Source organism: Saccharopolyspora indica, assembly GCF_027853965.1.
In the GTDB taxonomy this organism is placed as follows: domain Bacteria; phylum Actinomycetota; class Actinomycetes; order Mycobacteriales; family Pseudonocardiaceae; genus Saccharopolyspora; species Saccharopolyspora indica.
In genome coordinates, this window is the sequence record NZ_JAQGLB010000010.1 from 11,062 (window position 1) to 27,972 (window position 16,911).

The following is a 16,911-nucleotide window of genomic DNA, read 5'->3' on the forward strand; positions in this document are numbered from 1 at the left end:
GTCGTCGGCGTGCCCGGCGCGGTTCAGTGCGGGACGGTGTCGCTCGCTTCGCTCGCCGTGCGCTGGGCCGTCACCCAGCCGGCGATCTGCGCGCGGGAGGAGAAGTCCAGCTTGGTGAGGATGTTCTGCACGTGACCCTCGACCGTGCGCTGGGCGATCACCAGGTTCTCCGCGATCTCCTTGTTGGTGTTGCCCTGCGCGACCAGCTCCGCGATCTGCCGCTCCCGCCGGGTCAGCGGCATCGGGTGCACGTTCTCCTCGGTGCGCACCCGCGAATGCCGCTTGACCTCCAGCGCGAAGTCGACGATGTGCTGCACGGACAGCTGGCGGCCCCGGCCCCGGTCGAACGCCTCCTGGAAGGCCTCCTCGCCCAGCGCGGTGCGGGTCTGCGCCTGGTGCTCGTCGTGGTCGGCGGCGAACCGGGCCCAGAAGCCCGGCCTGGCGCGCACCACGTCCCAGACCGACGAAGCCGCGCCGAACAGCCGGGCGGCGCGGTCGTACTTGCCCTGCTGCTGGGCGATCCAGGCGAGGGTGTCGATGCTGAAGGCGATGCCGAGCCGGTTGTCCAGCTGCCACTGCAGCCTGAGCGCCTTCTTGGCCGCCGCGTCGGCTTGCTCCAGATCCCCGTGCAGCGACTCGGTCTGCGCCGATGCCCACAGCGCGTAGGACCGCCAGTACAGCTCGCCTTGCTCGGTGGACAGCCGGATGCACTCGGCCAGCAGCGCGAGTCCGGCTTCGGCCGAGTCTTCCAGCCCCTTGATCATGCCGAGCCCGAACAGCGCGAACAGCTCACCGGGCAGCGATTCGCGCTTGCGGAACTGGCCCAGCGCGTCCTCCACCAGCGTGGCGGCCCGCGGTGTGTCGTTGCCCGCGAACGCCGCGAGCCCGCGCACCAGCGCCAGGTACGGCTTCTCCGCGTCCTCGCCGCGCTGCGTGGCCAGCACCGTCGCCTGCTCCAGGATCGAGTGCACGTTGTCCAGGTCGCCGTGCAGCAGCGCGAACCAGGCGCTGACCCGCAGCGCGCGCACCCGCTCGGGCACCTCGCGCGGGGCGCTGGCCAGCACCTGGTCCAGCCAGTGGCGCGCTTCGCCGTTGAGCCCGCGGATGACCCAGTACTGCCAGAGGTCGGTGGCCATGCCCAGCGCCGTGCCCGCGGTGTCCGGGTCGGCTGCGGCGGTCTGCAGCGCGGTCCGCAGGTTGCCCTGCTCCTTGCGCAGGCGCTGCATCCAGGCGATCTGGTCGGGGCCGATCCAGTCCGCGGCGAAGCGCCCCGCGAGGTCGCTGAACCAGGTGAGGTGCCGCTGCCGGATCGCCTCCAGCTCACCGAACTCCGCGAGCTTGTCCTGCCCGTACTCGCGCAGCGCGTGCGGGAGCCGGAAGCGCACCTCGCCGCCGTCCTCCTCGCGCAGCAGCACGGACTTGTCCACCAGCGAGTGGATCGCGCCGAGCACGTCGGAGCCGGTCAGGCCGTTGCTCGCCACGTGCTCGGCGGCGGCCAGGTCGAAGGTGCCGGAGAACACCGACATCCGCGCCCACGCCAGCCGGTCCTGCTCGGAGGCCAGCTCGTAGCTCCAGTCGATCAGCGCGCGCAGCGTCTGCTGCCGGGCCGGGGCGCCGCGGCGGCCTTCGGTGAGCAGGTCGTACCGCTCGGCCAGGCGCTCCTCCAGCTGCTGCAGGGACAGCGAGCGCAACCGCACCGCGGCGAGTTCGATGGCCAGCGGGTTGCCGTCGAGGTGGTAGCACAGGCGCATCAGCGCGGTGGCGTTGTCGGTGGTCACCTCGAACTCGGGCACCGCGGCCCTGGCCCGGTCGATGAACAGGCGGACCGAGGCGAACTGCTCGTAGGCCTCCGGCGGCGGCAGGTGCTCGATGTCGGGCACCTGCAGCGGCGGGACGACCATGGTGGCCTCCCCGGCGACGCCGAGGGATTGCCTGCTGGTGGCCAGCACCCGCACGCCCGGGCACCACCGCACGACCGCGTCGACCAGCAGCGCGACGTCCTCGACCACGTGCTCGCAGTTGTCCAGCACGAGCAGCATCTCGCGGTTCTTGAGCTGTTCGACGACGGTGTCGAGATCCTCGCCCGCGGTCGGGCCGCCGATGCCGAGCTGCTCTATGACGGCGTCGACCACCAGCGAGCCGTCGCGCACGTCCTCCAGCCCGACGCACCACGCCTTGTCCCGGAACGAGCGGCGCATGTTGCTCGCGACCCGCATGGCCAGCCGGGTCTTGCCGACACCGCCGGGGCCGGTGAGGGTGACGACCCGGGATTCGGCGAGCAGCCGCTTGGTGAGGGTGATCTCACGGCGCCGGCCGACGAAGCTCGTGACGTCGGCCGGGAGGTTGCCCGCCGGCTCCCGCACGCGGGCTCGCGCAGTGGTGACCACGCCACGAGCTTAACCGCCCGAATGGGCTCTGACCTGCGATCTTGTCCCAGCGCACGCCTCGTCACCCAGAAGTGTGGTGAGTGGAACAGCGCGCAGCCGGGACGTCACGCGGCACCGCGATCGACTTCACTCGGACGTGTGAACCTGCTGGGCTCGCAGCCCGGCGAGCACGACGCGCAGGTTCCGCCGCCACTGGTCGTCGGCGGCGGTCAGCCCGATGGTGCGATCGCCGGTCATCACCGAGGTCAGCACGAACGGAACGTCCTGCCAGGCCACGTCGTCGCGCATGGCGCCGGACTCCTGGCAGCGCTCGACGAGCAGTCTGATCTGCTCCCGCAACTGCTCCAGCGGGGTGTCCAGGGGCAGAGCGCAGTCGGTGCCGAGCGCTTCGTTGATGCCGCAGCTCATGGCGCGCAGCTGCACGAAGTCGGCCGCGAAGGTGCAGAACCCGTGCCACGGGTCGGGATCGCGCAGCGCGTCCCTGGCCAGCTCGACGATCTCGTAGACGGTGTCCTCGACGACCGCCTGCAGCAGGGCTTCGCGGGAGGGCAGCCGCCGGTAGAAGGTGCCGATGCCGACCCCGGCCCGGCGGGCGATCTCGTGCGCCGTCACCTCGACGCCGACCTCGGCGACGGCCTCGCGGGCCGCGGCCACGAGGCGCCGCACGTTGCGCTGGGCGTCCGCCCGCGCCGTCTCGCCGAGCAGCTTCTCCACCGCGCTCACCGGCTCACCCTAGCAACCGGACTTCGCAAGTCCGGTTAGACTCGCGCATAAGCGGACCTGTGGAGTCCGTTTTTGTCGGAGAAAAACGGACTCAGCGAGTCCGGTTCGGAGGCGTCGTGGGCAGGATCAAGGTCGGGATCGTCGGGGCCAACCCGGAACGGGGATGGGCGGTGCGCGCGCACGTCCCGGCGCTGCGCTCCCTCGACCAGTACGAGCTGACCGCGGTGGCCACCACCCGCCGGGAGAGCGCCGAGCGCGCGGCGGCGGAGTTCGGCGCCGCGCACGCCTTCACCGATGCGCGGCAGCTGGCCGATCACCCGGACGTCGACCTGGTCGTCGTGGCGGTGCGCGTGCCTCAGCACCTGGAGCTGGTCCAGGTCGCGCTCGCCGCGGGCAAGCACGTCTACTGCGAGTGGCCGCTGGCGCGCACCACGGAGGAGGCCGAGGTTCTGGTCGAAGGTGCGCGGCAGGCCTCGGTGCACAACGTGATCGGTCTCCAGGCGCTGCGCGCCCCGGCGGTCGTGCGGGCGAAAGAGCTGATCGACCGGGGAGACCTGGGGCGCATCACCTCGGCAACCGTGCACAGCGCGCGGGGGAAGGGCGCATCGGGCCAGGTACCGGCGTGGGCGGCCTACACGCTGCAGTCGGCCAACGCCGCGGGGCTGCTGGAAGTCCACGGCGGGCACGTCCTGTCGGTGCTGGACCACCTGATCGGCGACATCGCCGAGCTCACCGCGGGCCTGTCGTTGCAGCACCCGCACCAGGTCGTGGCCGAAACGGGCGAGGAAGTGCCCGTGGACAGCCCCGACCACCTCGTGCTGACCGCCCGGTCGGCGTCGGGTGCGGTGCTGTCGGCCACCGTCCGCGACGCCGAAGCCGCTGACCCGCGAGTGCTGGTGGAGATCGTCGGCACCGAGGGGAGCCTGGCGATCGCCTCCAGCAGCGCGCAGGAGCCGCGCGCCACCCAGATCCAGATGAGCGATCTCGAACTGCGCCGCCCGAGCGAACCCGGAAGCCCGTGGGATCTCGTCGAGCTGCCTCCGGCGCGAGCGGTCCCAGAGGAAGCGCGCAACGTCGCGGCGACCTACGTCCAGATCGCCGAAGGCTTGCGCACCGGTGAGCAAACCGCGCCCGACTTCGCCAGGGCCCTGCGCCTGCACCGCGTCCTGGACGCCATCCGCGCTTCCGCGGAGACGGGAGAGCGCCAGCGGCTGAGCTGAGCCGGGGCCGGCCGCGGTGGTGCCGTCCTCGCCGCCGCAGGACAATGGCCCCGTTCGGTCACCGGGGGTCCAGATGCACTGGTGGGAGTCATGACCGCCCGGCACTACCTGGGCGTATCGGGTCTCGCGCGGCAGCTCGGCGTGCCCCGGCGCGACGTGTCGAAGTGGCTCAGCCAGTACCCGGCGACCTCAGAGCACCCGTTCCCGGAACCCGACGTCGAGGTGGACGGCGCGCCCGGCTGGGCGCTGGAGCGCGTACCCGAGGTGGACCTGTGGCGAACCGCCCTGCCAGGCCGCACCGCCTAGTCCCGGCGGCCGGTCGACCGCGCTCCGCAGCAGAGCGCGGTCGACCATCGCTCACCAGTCCTTGACGTCTCCGTTGCACATCACGACGCTGTACTGGCCGTTGCTGCTGGCCTCCTTGATGACCTTCCCGTCGACCGTGATCCGGCACGTGATCGTGCCGCTGCCGGCGTTCTGCGCCGACACCGAGAAGATCTGGAACGCCTCGCGGGGAAGGGCGATCTCCTTGCTGAAGGGGAGCTTCGCGTTCTGCTGTTGTTCGGTGCTGGCCAAGCCATCGGTGGTGTAGGTGATGTTGAGGGCCTCGCCCGAGCCGGTCACCTCGTACAGCACGGTTCGCGTTTCGGCTTCGGCGTCGGGAGGATTCGCACCCGCGGGCGGGAGTGCAGGCGGCTGGCCCTGGTCGAGCTGTTCGTCGAGCCGCTGCATCTCGCGGTTGTAGTCGTACGCCGCGGAACCGACCGCGGCCATCCAGATGATGCAGACCACGAGCCCGACCGCGGACAGCGCCGTACCGGCGATCGCCAGCCCCTTGTTGGTGGCGGCACCCTTGCGGGCGCGGATGATGCCGATGATGCTGAAGATCAACCCGAGGATCACCAGCGGCCAGGCGATGATCCCGACGAACGGGACGAATGAGAAGAGCAGGCCGACCAGGCCGAGCACGAAACCAGCGGTTCCGAGCCCGTTCCGCGGCTGTGCCGGGGGTGCCGGGGGCATGGTGGGATCGACCATCTGCGACATGTGGGTTCGTACGTTCCTTCCTGGACTCGCACGTGGAGGTCTTCCGTCCAGCGGAGGCTTCCACTCGCATGTCGGTCAGCGGGGACGGTCCTTGCGAACTTCGCTCTTCCGGACTAATCGCCGCGTGCGGCAGGTGGGCTGGATCACGAGAACGGCTGGGCTGAGCCGAGCTGGCAGACTGCCGGGGTGATCATCCGCGTCGCGCAGGAGCGGGACTTCCCGGACTTCCTCCGGTTGGCCGGGCAGGTCGAGCAGTGGTTCGGGCCGATGGTCGCCGATCCCGGTTTTCACCGCGCCGTGCGCGAGCACGTCCACCGGTCCGCGGCGCTGGTCGCGGTGACCTCGGAGGTCGTCGGCGCGATGCTGTTCGGCGCCGGGCCGCCGGTGCACCACGTCCACTGGCTCGTCGTCGACGGGCAGGCGCGGGGGAGCGGAGTCGGGCGTGCGCTGCTGGCGGATGCGCTGCGCCGGTTCGGTCCGGGGCCGGTCGAGGTGATCACCTTCGGGCCCGACCACCCGGGTGCGGTGAGCAGCGGCGCGCGCGTCTTCTACGAACGCCACGGCTTCACCCCCGCCGAGCCCGCCGAACCCGGGCCGGAAGGCGGCTCCCGGCAGGTCTACCGCCGCATCGTCACCTGATTTCGCACGACTGCGCGATCAACGCGGCCCCCATCCTGATCGGCCTGCTCCGACCGCTGGAATAGGCTTGCCGGGTGCGGTTCGAGGGTTTTGGGGATGGGGCCGTCGAGTTCTTCGACGGGTTGGAGGCCGACAACTCGAAGGCCTTCTGGAGCGACAACCTGGCTCTCTACCGGGAGCACGTGCGGGCTCCCATGGAGGCGTTGATCGGTGAGCTGGAGCCCGAGTTCGGGCCGGGGTTCGGAACCGGGAAGGTGTTCCGGCCGCACCGGGACGTGCGGTTCAGCCACGACAAGTCGCCGTACAAGACGCACTGCGGGGCCGTGATCGAGCAGGGGCGCGGCGGCGGGGCCTACTACGTCGAGGTCGGGGCCGCCGGGATGCTCGTCGCGGGCGGGTGCTTCCACACCGAGTCCGACCAGCTCGCCCGGTTCCGCACCGCGGTCGACACCGAGATCCACGGCGAGCAGCTGCGGCGGTTGCTCGACGCGCTGGCGGCGGCCGGGTGGGAGATCACCGGCGAGGTGCTCAAGAGCCGCCCGCGCGGGTTCGCCGCCGATCACCCGCGGCTGGACCTGCTCCGGCGCCGGACGCTCTACGCCTGTCGGCGCTGGGAGCCCGACGACGCGCTGCACGAGCGCAGTTGTCTGGACCGGGTCCGGCGGGCCTGGGCGGACGTGCGGGAGCTCAACCAGTGGTGCGCCGACCACGTCGGCGTCAGCGAGAAGAAGCGCCGCTGATCTTCCGCAGCAGCGCCACGACCGCCCAACCGGTCAGCGCGCCCGCGACGTCCACCAGGCCGTCGGCGAGCTCGCAGCTGCGGCCGATCGGCAGCACGCCCTGCAGGGCCTCCGACACCGCCGCGTAGCCGACCAGCGCCGCCAGCAGCTTCGCCGTCGGGAAACCGGCGAACCGGCCGGTGGCGGCCAGGGCCGCGAACAGGGCGAAGTGCACCACCTTGTCGGTGCCGGGCGGCGCGCTCGGCACTCCCGAGGCGGGCATGAACAGGATGAGCAGGCTCGCCAGCACCGCGACCCCGAACGGTATCCGGGTGAGCTGCGTTCTGTAATGATCCAGCAACGATCTCCCCGCTGGGCCTGGCGCCGGGCATGGCGCGTGCTGCGCACGCCGGTCAACAGACTACGCTGGCATGATGTGAGTCGACGAGCCAAGATCGTTTGTACCATGGGCCCTGCCACTGCCTCACCGGAGAAGATGGCAGAGCTCGTCAGCAGCGGAATGGACGTCGCCAGGCTGAACTTCAGCCACGGCAGCCACGCCGATCACCAGCGGGTCTACGAGATGGTCCGGGCCGCGGCCAAGGAATCCGGCCGTGCCGTGGGCATTCTCGGCGACCTGCAGGGACCGAAGATCCGACTCGGCAAGTTCGCTGCCGGGCCGGTCGAGTGGCGGACCGGCGACATCGTGCGCATCACTGTGGACGACGTCCAGGGCACCCACGACAGGGTGTCCACCACTTACAAGGGCCTCGCCAACGATGCCAAGAGCGGCGACCGGTTGCTGGTCGACGACGGCAAGGTGGGGCTGGTCGTGACCGGCGTCGAGGACAACGACGTCGTGTGCGAGGTGACCGAAGGCGGTCCGGTCTCGGACAACAAGGGAATCTCGCTGCCGGGCATGGACGTTTCGGTGCCCGCACTGTCCGAGAAGGACATCGAGGACCTGGAGTTCGCGCTGGAGCTCGGCGTGGACTTCATCGCGCTGTCCTTCGTCCGCAGTCCGGCCGACATCGACCTGGTGCACCAGGTGATGGACCGCGTCGGGCGCCGCGTTCCGGTGATCGCCAAGCTGGAGAAGCCGGAAGCGGTGGACAACCTGGAGGCCATCGTGCTGGCCTTCGACGGCGTCATGGTCGCCCGCGGCGACCTCGGCGTCGAACTCCCGTTGGAGCACGTGCCGCTGGTGCAGAAGAAGGCGATCCGGATCGCGCGTGAGAACGCCAAGCCGGTCATCGTCGCCACCCAGATGCTCGACTCCATGATCAACAATTCGCGTCCGACGCGCGCGGAGACCTCCGACGTCGCCAACGCGGTGCTCGACGGCACCGACGCGGTGATGCTCTCCGGGGAGACCAGCGTCGGCCGCTACCCGGTGGAGACCGTGCAGACGATGGCTCGCATCGTCGAAGCGGTCGAGGCCGGATCCACCGCGCCGCCGCCGCTGAGCCACGTCCCGCGCACCAAGCGCGGCGTGATCTCCTACGCGGCGCGCGACATCGGCGAGCGCCTCAACGCCAAGGCCCTGGTGGCCTTCACGCAGTCCGGCGACACCGTGCGCCGGTTGGCCCGGTTGCACACCAGGCTGCCGCTGCTGGCGTTCACCCCGGAGGAGTCGGTGCGGAGTCAGCTGGCTCTCACTTGGGGGACTGAGACGTTCCTGGTGCCTAAGGTCGACACCACGGACCAGATGGTGCGGCAGGTGGACCAGGCGATGCTGTCGCTGGGCCGCTCGCAGCGGGGCGACATGGTCGTCGTCGTGGCGGGTTCGCCGCCCGGCACGGTCGGTTCCACCAACCTCATCCGCGTGCACCGGTTGGGCGAGGAAGACCACGTCTGATCCGCTTTCTCGGACGGGAGCCACCCGGCGCTCCCGTCCGGCCGTCCGGTGTACGACCTGAGGAGCGCGCTGTGACCGAAGCGGCCCGAGCCGCCGCCGCAGACCCGGCGGGAACCCGCTTGCGGGACGACGTCCCGCTGGACGTCAACGGCATGCCGCACGGCCAGCCGGTGCTGGACAGCCTGGTGGCCCTGCTGGACCTGGAGCGCATCGAGGAGAACATCTTCCGCGGTGTCAGCCCCGCGTCCTCGCCGGTGCGCGTGTTCGGCGGGCAGGTCGCCGGGCAGGCGCTGGTCGCGGCCGGTCGCACGGTGCCGCCGGAGCGGCAGGTGCACTCGCTGCACGCCTACTTCATCCGGCCCGGCGATCCGAGCGTCCCGATCGTCTACGAGGTCGACCGCACCCGCGACGGCCGCTCGTTCACCACCCGCCGGGTGGTGGCGGTGCAGCACGGCAAGGCGATCTTCTCGCTGTCGGCGTCGTTCCAGGTGGAAGAGGCCGGTATCGACCACGCCGAGCCGATGCCGGAGGTTCCGGACCCCGAGTCGCTGCCGACCTTCGGCGAGCAGGTGGGTTCGCTGATCGACACGCTCGGGCGCGCGCAGCCCCGCCCGATCGACGTGCGCTACGTGACCGACCCGCCGTGGGTGAGCCGGGAGAACGGCCCGCGCGAAGCCCGCAGCCAGGTGTGGATGCGCGCGGACGGCGTGCTGCCGGACGACGACCTGCTGCACGTGTGCACCGCGGCGTTCGCCTCCGACATGACCCTGCTGGACGCGGTGCTCGCCCGGCACGGCGTGTACTGGGGCCTGGACAACGTCAGCGGCGCGAGCCTGGACCACGCGATGTGGTTCCACCGCCGGTTCCGCGCCGACGAGTGGCTGCTCTACGACTGCGCCTCGCCGAGCGCCTCCGGCGCCCGCGGCCTGGCCACCGGCCGGTTCTTCTCCCGCGACGGCCAGCTCGTCGCCACCGTCGTCCAAGAGGGCCTGCTCCGCGTCGGCGACTAGTCGTCCGATTCGGCGTGCTGGGCGCGGCGCTGCTCCTCGCGGTAGCCGTAGGCCGCTTGCCGGACGGCGGCGTCGGTTTCCAGGCTCGACCCGAGGGCGCCGGCGATGAGCGCCATCGAGGCGACCATCCACGCCAGCCGCGCGTATGCGGGCCAGTCCGCTGAGTGGCCGAGCGTGCGGGCGAGGACGCCCTCGTCGATCAGGCTCAGCGCGCCGGTGAGGCTCACCAGGTAGACCACGGCGTAGAGGCAGGCGACGCCGGACGACAGCGTGGTGATCGTCGAGGCGTTGTAGAGCAGCGCCAGTCGCCGGTCCCGGACCGCGCGGCGGCCCACCCGTTCCCACAGGCCGTGCGCGGCGATCAGCCACACCGTCATCAGCGCGAGCGCGAAGACCGTCGTGGTCAGCGCGCGCAGCGGGCTCAGCACGTCGCCGAGCTGCCAGACCGTCGAGGTGAACAGGCCGAACCCGGCGGCGGCCAGCGCTGCCGCCAACGCGCTGGACAGTCCCCAGACCAGCTGCCACGGCCGGTTCGCCCGGACCATCCCGGACACCAGGCGCAGCCAGCCCCGCAGCCGCGTGGTGGTGTACCGGACGTCGACCGGGCCGTCGTGGCGCGCGCGGTTGACCGGGCCCAGCCGCCCCGGTGGGTCGCCGCCGTCCGGCAGCAGGTCGTCCAGCAGCCGCGTCAGCAGCCGGTAGGTGCGGTGGTAGGTCCGGATCGCGCCGAGCGCGGGGAGCGACACGAGCGCGACCCGGCGCCGCGTGCTGACGTCGGCCAGCAGCGGGCCCTTCGCCAGCAGCAGCGGCAGGTCGGTCAGGCAGATCGCGAAGTCCCAGTTCTGCTCCTCGCGGTGCCGGTCGACGGCGTCGAGGAGGTCTTCGCTGGTGTCGTGGCCCGCGGTGAGCGGATCGCAGCGCACGTCGATCGTCCAGCGGTGCCCGGTTCGGTGGCCGAGCCAGCCGGTGACCCGCTCGGCGGTGCGCCGCCCGACCTGCGTGGGCATGTCGGGGTCGGTGACCAGCCCCAGCACGTGATCGGCCTGCTCCGCCAACGGCACGGCCCTCCCAACCGGCGACGATCCTGCCCACCGTGGGGGCATCCGGCCGACGGCGCAACCAAGCGGCTTAATCGGCTCCGTTTCCGCTGGTGACGGCCCGTGAGTGTTTTGTGGGGCTATGACCCCTCAAACCGCTCACGGGTCCTGACCAGCGGAAACGGAGCCTGTGACAGTTCTGGTGGGTGCTCAGCTGCGGCGGCGGCGCTTGGGGCGGAGGTGGCGGGGCGGTGTCAAGGCCTTGGTGTGCAGCTGTTCCAGGACGATCGAGCTGGTGAAGTGGCGGACCTCCGTGCGGGAGGCGATCTTGTCCACCAGGAAGCCCTGCATGTGCTTGGTGTCGGCCACCGCGATGTGCAGCAGGAAGTCGGCCTGACCGCTGACGTGCAGCAGCGAGCGGGTCTCCGGCTGCTTCATCACGAACTCGCGGAACTGGTCGACCACCTGCCGGGTGTGCGGGCGGACGTTGATCGCCACGATCGCCTCCAGCGCCAGCCCGGTCGCGGCCGGGTTGACGTCGATGTGCGACCCCGTGATCACACCCTGTTCCCGCAGGCGGCGGACCCGTTGCAGGCAGCTGGAAGCGGCCAGCCCGACCCGTTCGGCGAGCACCCGGTTCGGCAGCGTCGCATCGTTCTGCAACTCCTCCAGGATCTGCCAGTCAACCGAATCCAGTTCTACGGAATCCTGCATATCCGAAGATGCTACGGCGACGGTGGTGGGACGGCGAACGGGAAGCCGAAAATACCGGTACTTCCCAACCACTTCTTTCGAAGGAGGAGTCGTGCACATCGCCTGGGGGCCGTTCCTGCTGGCGCTGCTGGTGATCGTCGTCGTACCCGGGCCCGATTTCGTGCTGGTCACCCGCAACGCGGCGACCGGGGCGAGGTGGGGCTGGCTGGCGGCGGCCGGATCGACCTGCGGACTGCTGGTGCACGCGACGGCTGCCACGCTGGGGCTCTCGGCGCTGGTGGTGGCCGTTCCGGCGGCGCTGCTCGTGGTGAAGGCGATCGGTGTCGCCTACCTGGCCTGGATGGGCTTCCAGATCCTGCGCAAGGCCGGCGCCGCCGCGACCGCGGAACCCGGCGCGGTGGAGGTTCCCGCCTCGGGTCGGGCGGTCTTCCTGCGCGGTCTGCTGACCGACGTGCTCAACCCCAAGGTCATGCTGACCTTCCTGACGCTGCTGCCGCAGGCGATGGATCCGGCCGCCGACCCGATGACGCAGGCAGCCCTGCTCAGCGCGGTCGCGGTGAGCGGCTTCGCGGCGTGGTGGCTGATCGTGGTCCCGTCGGTGCGCTGGCTGGCGGCGCTGCTGGCCGACCCGCGCCGCCGCAAGGTCTTCGAGCGCTGCTGCGGCGGCGCCCTCCTGGCCATGGCCACCTCCATCGCGGTGGCCTGACGCGCGACGGAGTTCCGCCCTGACGGGGCCACGATTTCCACGGAAGTCGTGGCCCCGTCGGCGTGTCCGGCACCCGGCACGCCGGTGGTGCGGCGGGCGGCTGGTCGGCGGATCGGGTTCGGCGGTTCGGGTGTTCGGCGGGCGGGTTTTCCGTTGGGGGCGCGGGTTTCGTTGACCGTCCGTGTTGATCTGCTTACGCTGCATGATCTGGTCGGGCGAGGTGAGGGAGCTGCGCGATGCGTCGACGTTGGGGTGTGGCCTTCGGGTTGGTCGTCGCCGTGGGGGTTCCGTTCGCCTTCGTGGCGCCGTCCGGGGCTGCTCCGACCGGGCCGGACGCGCTGCGCGTCGATCTCGACGAGATCCTCGCCGATCCTCGGCTCGCCGGTTCGCACGCGGGTGTGGTGGTGCGCGATCCGGCCACCGACGAGGTGCTCTACAGCAGGCAGGCCGCGGCGCGGGCGACTCCGGCGTCCAACGCGAAGCTGCTCACCTCGGCCGCCGCGATGGAGGCGCTCGGCCCGGACTACCGGTTCCGCACCGAGGTGCTCACCGGTGCTCAGCAGGTCGGCCCGGTCCTGCTCGGTGATCTCCACCTGCGCGGGACCGGCGATCCGACGTTGCTCGCCGCCGACTACGACCGGCTGGCGGAGCAGGTCGCGGCAGCCGGTGTCCGCGTCGTTCAGGGCGGACTGCGCACCGACGACACCTGGTTCGACGACGTGCCGCTGGGCACCGGGTGGGCTTGGGACGACGAGCCGTACTACTACGCCGCGCCGGTCTCGGCGCTGACCGCGGCGCCCAACACCGACTTCGACGCCGGGACCGCGATCGTGCGCGTCAGCCCGACCGTCGAGGGCGCGCCCGCCGAGGTGCGGCTGGACCCGGAGACCGACGTCGTGCGGATCGACAACCGGACGACCACCTCCGCCGAGGGCGATGAACCGGACGTGCTGGTGCAGCGCGACCACGGCGGATCGCGCGTGGTGGTGAGCGGAACGGTGCCCGCGGGCGCGGAGCCGGTCGAGGACTTCACCACGGTGCCGGACCCGTCCGCCTACGCCGCCGATCTCTTCGCTCGCGCTCTCGCCGCGCACGGGGTGCAGGTGCGCGACGCGGGGGAGGGGGCGGCGCCGGAAGGTGCCAGGGTGCTGGCCGAGCGGGAGTCGATCCCGCTGCGCGAGCTGCTCGTGCCGTTCATGAAGCTGAGCAACAACGGGCACGCCGAAGTGCTGGTCAAGGCGATGGGGCGGGAGGTTCGCGGCGAGGGGAGCTGGGCCGCGGGTCTGGCGGTGCTGACCGAGCGGCTGGGCGAGCTCGGGCTGTCGCCGGAGGTGCTGCGCCTGGTCGACGGCTCCGGTCTGTCCACGATGGACAACGTGACGCCGGAGCAGCTGACCGTGCTGCTGGACAACGCCCGGCAGCGTCCCTGGTTCCGGGCCTGGTACGACTCGCTGCCGGTGGCCGGCGTCGCGGACCGCATGGTCGGCGGCACGCTGCGCAACCGGATGGCCGGGACGGCGGCGGCGAACAACGTGCGGGCCAAGACCGGGTCGCTGACCGGTGTGACCTCGCTGTCCGGCTACGTCACCACGGCCGGTGGCCGCGAGCTGGTGTTCTCGGTGGTGTTCAACGACTTCGTGTCCGATTCGCCGAAGGACCTGGAGGACGCGATCGCCGTCCGGCTGGCCGAGTACCGCGGCGCGGAGGACCAGCCGCGCGGCCGCACGCAGGTGCCGCGGATCCAGCGCGACGATCCGGCCACCGAGGTCGACGAAGGTGCGCTGGAGTGCTCCTGGGTGAAGGCCTGCTGAATTGCGGTGGACGTTTCCGCAGCGGCATTCCCCGTTCCGGGAAAGGGGGATCCGCAGCGGTCCGAGTCCTCGTGCGGTTGCGGCGTTTGCACAGGTAGTGGCGCTACACCTAGTCGAAGGTGTGAGTCCAGTCTCAGGGTTGTCTAAGGGGTATTGCCGGGACTCCGGCACCGTTACGCCGGTAGCGTGATGGGAGTCGTCGAAGTCCCATGCCTAGGAGCTCGTCCCGTGACCTTCATCAGTGACGTTCTGGCAGCTGTCGGAAGTCTGCCGAAGCCGCTGCTGGTGTTGGTGACCGGGGCGCTCGTGCTCGGCGAGTGCACCATCGGCCTGGGTTTCCTGGTGCCGGGCGAGAGCGGGCTGCTGATCGCCTCCGCCGCGGTCACCGATCTGGGCTTCTTCTTCGTGCTGGCCGGTGTGGTCGCGGTGTGCGCGACGGTCGGCGACAACATCGGGTTCTGGCTGGGCCGCCGCTACCGGCTGAAGATGCGCGAGACCAAGGTGGTGCGCAAGCTCGGCCAGCAGCACTGGGACCGGGCCGGGCAGCTGCTGCGCAAGTGGGGGATCGGTGCGGTGCTGGTGGGCCGCTTCCTGCCGGTGGTGCGCACGCTGATGCCCGCGGCGGCCGGGACCAGCGGGATGTCCTACCCGAAGTTCGCGGTGTCCTCGCTGATCGGGGCGATCGCCTGGTCCGCGACGCACGTGAGCATCGGCTGGCTGGCCGGGGCTTCCGCGAAGTACATCGAGGACGCGCTGGGGCGGACGAGCTGGATCTTGATGGCCGCGGTGGTCGTGATCGGCGTGTCGATCTGGCTGCTGCGCCGCCGTCGCGGGACCAAGCAGCCCGAGGCCGCCGCGGAGGAACCCGCGAAGGACGTCGCGGCCTGAGCGTCAGAGGTCTTCGCGGCGCAGGACGATCTTCCGGCCGTCCAGGTCGACTCCGGGCGCGCCGTCGCCCTCCTCGTCGCGCAGCATCGACGTCGAATCGCGGTGCTCCAGCTCCATCCGCTTGGTGCCGTAGAACAGGGCCGTGACCTCGTCGACGTAGGTCCCGGCCAGCGGCGTTCCGGAGCGCTTCCCGCGCCGCTTCTGCACGATCTCGTAGCCGCCGACCGCGACCAGCAGCAACGTCATGCCGGGAATGCCCAGCATCAGCGCGGTCTCCACGTGCTTCCCAACGATCCGCTGCTGACCAGGGTTCCCTCAGAGCTTGTTGGTGGCCGGTCTGCGTGGCGGTGCGGGTGGCGGAACCTGAGTGCTTCCCTGGACTGCGGGTGCCCCTCCTGATGTATGTCCGATACACGGCGGAGGGGCCGTCCTCGCCCAGGGAGCCACCCAGTGGCGGGCCACCGTACCCGCAGCGGTGCGAGCTGCGTACGTACTCAAAGCGGCTGACGCCGCTTGCACAAGCGCGGACGGCTACGCCGACAGCGTTTTCAGACGCACAACGCGGTCAGCCGCTTGCGGTGCCTGGTGAACAGCTTCGGGCTGTTCATGGCCAGCACGCCGGTCGGTTCTCCGCCGCGGTGGAAGGTCGCCACGAACCGGCGGTCGTCCGGCGAGCCGTCGACGATCTCCACCTGGTCGTCCGGGCGGGCCCGCCCGGCGAACTGGATCCGCACCCCGTACTGCTCCGACCAGAAGTACGGCACCGCGTCGAAGCCGACCGCGGTGCGCCCGGCCAGCAGGTTCCGGATCGCGGTGGCCGGTTGTTCCAGCGCCGTGGTCCAGTGCTCGAAGCGCTGCCCGCGGTAGCGGGCCACGTCGCCCACCGCCACCACGGTGCGCAGGCCGGTCACGCCTCCGGCATCGCACGAGACGCCGTTGGCCAGCTCCAGGCCTGAGCCGTGCAGCCAGTCGGTGTTCGGGCGGGCGCCGATCCCGACCACGACGACGTCCGCCGGGATCACCGCGCCGTCGGCGAGTTCCACGGCTGTGACGCGATGCGTCCCGTGCAGCCGCTCGACTCCGGTTCCGCAGCACAGCTGCACGCCGTGATCGGTGTGCAGCGCCGCGCACACCGCGCCCAGTTCAGGGCCGATGACCTGCGCGAGCGGCACTTCCAGCGCCTCCACCACCGTGACGTCGATGCCGAGCGCGTGGCAGGTCGAGGCGACTTCGGCGCCCACGAAACCGGCGCCGACGACCACCACCCGAACGCCCGGTCGCAGCGCCGCGCGCAGCTCGGCGGCGTCGTCGATGGTGCGGAGGGTGTGCACGCCCGGCAGGTCGAACAACGTTCTCGGGCTCGCGCCGGTTGCGATCACGACGCCGTCCGCCCGACAGCTGGTGCCGTCGTCGAGAGTGACCGACCGCTCGCCGGGAACCAGCGCGACAGCGCGCCGCCCCAGGTGCCAGGTGGCCTCGACCGCGGCGATCTCGGCCTCGTCGGCCAGCGCGAGATCGCTCGTGGTCAGCTCACCGGCCAAGAACGCCTTCGACAGCGGCGGCCGGTCGTAGGGCAGGTGCGGTTCCGCACCGATCAGCTCGATCCGGCCGTCGAAGCCCTGCGCGCGCAGTTCCTGCGCCGCCCGCCAGCCGGCCAGGGCGGCGCCGACGATCGCGACCGTCCTCATGCGACTTCCGCCGCTTCGGTCTCGACGTAGACCACGCCGTCGGCGACCCGCACCGGGTAGGTCCGCACCGGGCGCTTGGCGGGCAGGCCGCACGGAAGCCCGGTGCGCAGGTCGAACGCCGCCGCGTGCAGCGGGCACTCGACCCGGCAGTCCTCCACCCAGCCCTCCGCCAGCGAGGCGTCCTGGTGGGTGCAGGTGTCGTCGATCGCGAACAGCTCGCCGTCGACGTTGAACACCGCGATCGGCACGTGCGCCTCGACGCGGACGGATTCGCCGGGCGGCAGGTCGGACATCGGGCAGGCTTCGAACATCAGGACCTCCGTTGCGCTATCCAGAACACGGAGTGCGATGCGCAACAATGTGCGGCTCGGATCAGGGGCGCGTCAAGGGGGTTCTGCCGTTTCGTCGTCCATGACGTCCATCCGTGTTACGCGGCGGGAAAACGTGGCTCGCGCACTTGACGG

The 16,911-nt window shown here is 71.1% G+C and carries 18 protein-coding genes; 9 read left to right on the forward strand and 9 right to left on the reverse strand.

Translation table 11 applies throughout. The features are described 5' to 3' along the window. Positions 1–23 precede the first annotated feature (23 nt). A complete protein-coding gene (locus tag OU416_RS21735; RefSeq protein WP_270928848.1) occupies positions 24–2,387 on the reverse strand; it encodes an ATP-binding protein in 2,364 nt (787 codons plus the stop codon). A 126-nt stretch (positions 2,388–2,513) separates the two neighbouring features. Then, complete coding sequence (locus OU416_RS21740; RefSeq protein ID WP_270928849.1) at positions 2,514–3,110, reverse strand: TetR/AcrR family transcriptional regulator; 597 nt, start codon at positions 3,108–3,110, stop codon at positions 2,514–2,516. A 116-nt stretch (positions 3,111–3,226) separates the two neighbouring features. Here OU416_RS21740 and OU416_RS21745 point away from each other — a divergent pair, with 116 nt between their 5' ends. Further along, positions 3,227–4,330 carry a Gfo/Idh/MocA family protein gene (locus tag OU416_RS21745; protein ID WP_270928850.1) on the forward strand — a complete coding sequence of 368 codons (1,104 nt, stop codon included), beginning with the start codon at positions 3,227–3,229 and terminating at the stop codon, positions 4,328–4,330. A 90-nt stretch (positions 4,331–4,420) separates the two neighbouring features. Further along, positions 4,421–4,636, forward strand: coding sequence for a hypothetical protein (locus OU416_RS21750; RefSeq protein WP_270928851.1), 216 nt, complete (start codon positions 4,421–4,423; stop codon positions 4,634–4,636). Between the two features lie 51 nt (positions 4,637–4,687). On the opposite strand, the gene OU416_RS21755 is transcribed toward OU416_RS21750, so the two are convergent. Beyond that, positions 4,688–5,377, reverse strand: coding sequence for an MmpS family transport accessory protein (locus OU416_RS21755; protein ID WP_270928852.1), 690 nt, complete (start codon positions 5,375–5,377; stop codon positions 4,688–4,690). 186 nt (positions 5,378–5,563) lie between these two features. On the opposite strand from OU416_RS21755, the gene OU416_RS21760 reads away from it, so the two are divergent. After that, complete coding sequence (locus OU416_RS21760) at positions 5,564–6,016, forward strand: GNAT family N-acetyltransferase (RefSeq protein ID WP_270928853.1); 453 nt, start codon at positions 5,564–5,566, stop codon at positions 6,014–6,016. Between the two features lie 74 nt (positions 6,017–6,090). Then, the gene (locus tag OU416_RS21765) at positions 6,091–6,756 is read left to right on the forward strand and encodes a DUF2461 domain-containing protein (RefSeq protein WP_270928854.1); all 666 of its coding nucleotides are present in this window, start codon (positions 6,091–6,093) and stop codon (positions 6,754–6,756) included. On the opposite strand, the gene OU416_RS21770 is transcribed toward OU416_RS21765, so the two are convergent. After that, complete coding sequence (locus tag OU416_RS21770; RefSeq protein ID WP_270928855.1) at positions 6,734–7,096, reverse strand: VanZ family protein; 363 nt, start codon at positions 7,094–7,096, stop codon at positions 6,734–6,736. The genes OU416_RS21765 and OU416_RS21770 overlap by 23 nt on opposite strands. A gap of 75 nt (positions 7,097–7,171) precedes the next feature. Between OU416_RS21770 and pyk the strand changes: the two genes are divergently transcribed. Then, the gene (gene pyk, locus OU416_RS21775) at positions 7,172–8,593 is read left to right on the forward strand and encodes a pyruvate kinase (RefSeq protein ID WP_093345193.1); all 1,422 of its coding nucleotides are present in this window, start codon (positions 7,172–7,174) and stop codon (positions 8,591–8,593) included. A 71-nt stretch (positions 8,594–8,664) separates the two neighbouring features. Next, positions 8,665–9,603 carry an acyl-CoA thioesterase II gene (tesB, locus tag OU416_RS21780; protein ID WP_270928856.1) on the forward strand — a complete coding sequence of 313 codons (939 nt, stop codon included), beginning with the start codon at positions 8,665–8,667 and terminating at the stop codon, positions 9,601–9,603. Here tesB and OU416_RS21785 read toward each other — a convergent pair. Next, positions 9,600–10,664 carry a 5,10-methylene-tetrahydrofolate dehydrogenase gene (locus OU416_RS21785; RefSeq protein WP_270928857.1) on the reverse strand — a complete coding sequence of 355 codons (1,065 nt, stop codon included), beginning with the start codon at positions 10,662–10,664 and terminating at the stop codon, positions 9,600–9,602. The genes tesB and OU416_RS21785 overlap by 4 nt on opposite strands. Before the next feature lie 186 nt (positions 10,665–10,850). After that, positions 10,851–11,354: an Lrp/AsnC family transcriptional regulator gene (locus OU416_RS21790; protein ID WP_270928858.1), complete on the reverse strand. Its 504-nt coding sequence runs from the start codon at positions 11,352–11,354 to the stop codon at positions 10,851–10,853. A 91-nt stretch (positions 11,355–11,445) separates the two neighbouring features. Here OU416_RS21790 and OU416_RS21795 point away from each other — a divergent pair, with 91 nt between their 5' ends. From OU416_RS21795 to OU416_RS21805, 3 genes are all read left to right on the forward strand, one after another. Then, positions 11,446–12,060: a LysE family translocator gene (locus OU416_RS21795; protein ID WP_270928859.1), complete on the forward strand. Its 615-nt coding sequence runs from the start codon at positions 11,446–11,448 to the stop codon at positions 12,058–12,060. A 236-nt stretch (positions 12,061–12,296) separates the two neighbouring features. Further along, positions 12,297–13,871 carry a D-alanyl-D-alanine carboxypeptidase/D-alanyl-D-alanine endopeptidase gene (gene dacB, locus OU416_RS21800; RefSeq protein WP_270928860.1) on the forward strand — a complete coding sequence of 525 codons (1,575 nt, stop codon included), beginning with the start codon at positions 12,297–12,299 and terminating at the stop codon, positions 13,869–13,871. Positions 13,872–14,099: 228 nt separating this feature from the next. Further along, on the forward strand, positions 14,100–14,759 hold the full coding sequence (locus tag OU416_RS21805; RefSeq protein ID WP_270928861.1) for a DedA family protein: 660 nt from the start codon (positions 14,100–14,102) through the stop codon (positions 14,757–14,759). Between the two features lie 3 nt (positions 14,760–14,762). Here OU416_RS21805 and OU416_RS21810 read toward each other — a convergent pair whose 3' ends face one another. The 3 genes from OU416_RS21810 to OU416_RS21820 all read right to left on the reverse strand — a co-directional run bounded on the left by OU416_RS21810 (position 14,763) and on the right by OU416_RS21820 (position 16,758). Then, positions 14,763–15,038, reverse strand: a complete 276-nt coding sequence (locus OU416_RS21810) for a DUF6191 domain-containing protein (RefSeq protein ID WP_270928862.1) — start codon at positions 15,036–15,038, stop codon at positions 14,763–14,765. A gap of 269 nt (positions 15,039–15,307) precedes the next feature. Beyond that, the gene (locus OU416_RS21815) at positions 15,308–16,447 is read right to left on the reverse strand and encodes an NAD(P)/FAD-dependent oxidoreductase (protein WP_270928863.1); all 1,140 of its coding nucleotides are present in this window, start codon (positions 16,445–16,447) and stop codon (positions 15,308–15,310) included. After that, positions 16,444–16,758, reverse strand: a complete 315-nt coding sequence (locus OU416_RS21820; protein ID WP_270928864.1) for a bifunctional 3-phenylpropionate/cinnamic acid dioxygenase ferredoxin subunit — start codon at positions 16,756–16,758, stop codon at positions 16,444–16,446. Before OU416_RS21820 ends, OU416_RS21815 begins: the two co-directional genes overlap by 4 nt. Positions 16,759–16,911 lie beyond the last annotated feature (153 nt).